The sequence below is a fragment of the Paenibacillus nicotianae genome (assembly GCF_042681745.1).
GTDB classification, from domain to species: Bacteria; Bacillota; Bacilli; order Paenibacillales; family Paenibacillaceae; genus Saccharibacillus; species Saccharibacillus nicotianae.
Genome location: NZ_JBHUGF010000010.1, coordinates 1,970,219 through 1,972,456, shown reverse-complemented (window position 1 = coordinate 1,972,456; position 2,238 = coordinate 1,970,219). Strand labels below are relative to the sequence as shown.

General features: G+C 29.9%; 2 protein-coding genes. One reads left to right on the top strand and one right to left on the bottom strand.

All coding sequences use genetic code 11. The features are described 5' to 3' along the window. The first annotated feature begins 77 nt into the window (after positions 1–77). Positions 78–1,529, top strand: a complete 1,452-nt coding sequence (locus tag ACFSGI_RS12690; protein ID WP_204824493.1) for an SIR2 family protein — start codon at positions 78–80, stop codon at positions 1,527–1,529. Here the strand turns inward: ACFSGI_RS12690 and ACFSGI_RS12685 are convergent. Continuing rightward, positions 1,485–2,238: toll/interleukin-1 receptor domain-containing protein (locus ACFSGI_RS12685; protein WP_379283362.1), on the bottom strand; the 754-nt coding region annotated here is incomplete at its 5' end. The genes ACFSGI_RS12690 and ACFSGI_RS12685 overlap by 45 nt on opposite strands.

The window sequence follows — 2,238 nt, the reverse complement described above, 5'->3', positions numbered from 1 at the left end:
CCAAATAACTATGAATTATTTGGAGGTTTTTAAACAATTGTTGAAATAAATTTTGATAAAATTTGGAGGAACTACCAATGGAAATAGGAAATAATCCAGTTACTGAGCGTTTAATTGAAAAAACCGAAAGAGAATTGAATCATTTTTTAGATGATTTAGCTATACACTCAATAAACAAAATGTCTTCTTTATTTGCTGGATCTGGCGTATCCCGAAACTCTGGACATGAGACTTGGGGATCTTTATTTGAATCTTTAGCCGCCGAATTAGGAATAAAACTCACAGAAAATACTGATTTATATAAAGTGGCTCAATACTATTCTAATAAATACACAGAGCCAAAATTAAGAAAAAAAATCAATGAGCAGATCAACAAATTTAAACCAGGAAATGAAATTTTGAGTGAATTAATTGATATGAATTTTAATAATATCTGGACAACAAATTATGATCCTTTGATTGAGCAAGAATTGGATCGTCGATTTATTCCTCGTGACGTTATACATAATGAAAAAAACTTAGTAAATATTGATCGAAATGAAAAAGTTAATGTTTATAAGCTTAATGGCGATATTTCTGACTTAGAAAAAATGATCTTAACTAAGAAAGACTATGATCATTATTCAAACAGTCATACTTTATTTCTAACATTTTTGAAAAAAGAATTAATTTCAAATACTTTCCTTTTTGTGGGTTATAGCTTTACAGATTCCCTCGTTCTCGATTGCCTTAGTTCAATAAATCATTTACTTGGAGGAGTAGGAAATACACATTATGCTATCATGCTAGTAAATCAAGAAACAACAATTGAATTTGAACATATGGTCGACGATCTTAAACAAAGATATAACATTCAAGCTATTTGTATAACAAAAGATAGTATCATTCCTCTTTTAAAAAAATTAAATGCTAGAATCAGAGAAAAAAAGGTTTTTATATCTGGTGCATATGACAAAGTCACTAATACAGTGGTGACTCAATCAGATCAATTATCGCAAGCTTTAGTTACTTCATTACTTGAAAAAGAATATAGAATATCTACAGGAGTAGGAAAACGGTTAGGCACTTTAATTACTGGATACTCTTACCAATACTTAGCCGAAAAAGGTATTCAAAATAAGGATAAATATCTTTCAATGAGACCTTTTCCTTTTCATAAAGATCTTTCGCAAGAGAAAAAACAAGAATATAGAATCAGCATGTTACATGATTGTAGTGCCGCTATATTCTTATTTGGTCAAAGCAAGAAAACTACAGAACAAGGTTCTGTTGAAAAAACAGGACATTACAGTGAAGGTGTTTATCAAGAATTTTTACTTGCAAAAGAACGAAATATGACGATTATTCCTGTTGGAAGTACTGGATACGAAGCAGAAGTAATTTGGAAAGAAGTTAAGGAGAATATTAATGAATTTCCTTATCTTTCACAAACAATAAATGAACTAATGACAGAAAAAGATCCTGAAAAAATAGCCGATATTATTTTACACATCCTTAACGAGGTTGCCGATAATAAACGTTCCAACTAATAATAAGAAAAGATTCTCAATCATTAATATATCTCTCAAGTCTACTTCTAATGAAAGCTTAGTCTCGTTAAATAACTTTTTAAACCCTGCTGTGTAATAAGCAGGGGCGTTACTTAAATCATAACTACATTCTATATAAGAACAGCCAGCATATAATAAAGCTATTCGAGAATTGAAGTTTTTTTCGTCTAATTGTAAATAAGATCGAAGTAAGATTAGAATATAAGGATCACATTTCATTTTGTTCATTCTCTTTTCTAAAGAAGAAAAGTTGCGACTTTCATGCTTGCTCAAATCATCTACAAGAAATTTACAAATAACATGGTTACAGGTTGAACGAACATCAATAGAAGGGGTAATTTCTTTATAAACCAACTTTTTTAACCACTCGTATTTTGGAGGAACTTCGTTTGCAGAAAGATTAAAGAATATAGGGAAAATATGCATAGTACCCTTTAAATATTTCTCATACATTAAATCAATTTCTTCATTAGCACAATACGACTGGATCGAATTTGGACTTAAAATTATGATTCCATATGAAGAATATTCAACTCCTTCTACAAAATTTTTATGATTGCGTTCATCTCCTAAAAGCATTTGATCTCGATCGTACCATACAGGAATGCGGTAATTTCTAATATGATATAGAATTGCTTCTACTATGGTATGGCGATCCTTGCTTGAAAAACAAAAAAATATCATAAAT